The 1,045-nt window shown below is 44.9% G+C and carries 1 protein-coding gene; it reads right to left on the bottom strand.

Translation table 11 applies throughout. The annotated features are described in order from the left end of the window. Positions 1-127: 127 nt before the first annotated feature. Complete coding sequence (locus A3762_RS24440; RefSeq protein WP_156493728.1) at positions 128-949, bottom strand: hypothetical protein; 822 nt, start codon at positions 947-949, stop codon at positions 128-130. Positions 950-1,045: the final 96 nt, after the last annotated feature.

The raw sequence follows: 1,045 nt of genomic DNA, 5'->3' as shown, positions 1-1,045 counted from the left end.
AAGTCGCATCACTTCACCAACAAGGGAGCAAGCGAGGAAGAATTTCCCTTGAAAACGGAGGTGAACTGGGCGGCGGCTTATTCCGAGTATTCCTCCCATAGAAGAAACGCTAGTGAGCAAATTTAGATTACCAGCGAGCCTCTTCACCACGAATTGTTAAGCTTGAGCCTCGATCGAAACTCACGTCTGAAATATAAAAACTTCCGATAGTGTCAGGGCTCGAACTCCCTTTTACACGAACATTTTCAATACTAATTCGATCAGCTTCGAAACCTGTATAGAATCTTACGCCACCGTCATCAAGGATTGTCATGGCAGGCATATCATCGAAACGACGAAAGCCATCTATAGTCACATCAGCTTCAATAAAGTTAGACAACGGACCAAATCCCATAACGGTTGTAACCGCGTCCATGGCTTGAAAAGCCACTTGCTCCTCAGTGGTATCCTCGTCATCCTCTTCTAGTTTGTTTTCTGCCCCAGTGCTAGGCATCTCGTAACCGAACTGTGGCAAAAGTTCGCTACCTAACACAAAAGGTCCTTGCGCTTCTGCACTTTCTAACTCTGCATCGCTTAATGCAACGAACCCAGCAGGCAAATTAGCAAATTGTATTTCTGAAGATGTTTTAACTGATGGAACTACAGGTTTTACCATGGAAGGAACTGAAAAGCCCGCAACCGCATGAAACGGCGCCCACGCGATTGTTGTAAACGCAGCAACACGGCGCAATAGATCTTGGCGCTTCAAAGCACTCTCTAACTGATTATTGCTAATGTAACCGTTATCTAAAAGAATCTCGCCTAATCGCTTACCACTTCTACCCTGCTCTGTAAGCGCGAAATTAAGCTGAGACTCTGTAATAATGCCCTTATTGACAAGAACACGACCCAGTCTTGATTGCTGCACAGACTTGCCCTGCCCACCACCTCTAAAATGTAAAAAACGCAAATTTGGATCACACTCAAAGCATGGTTCATCGATTAAAAACTAGCCACTCGTATTGGTAAGGGGACGTAACCCCTACGTAACGATATGAAATTTGGT

Source organism: Oleiphilus sp. HI0125 (assembly GCF_001635355.1).
This window is presented reverse-complemented; position numbering and strand designations above follow the sequence as displayed.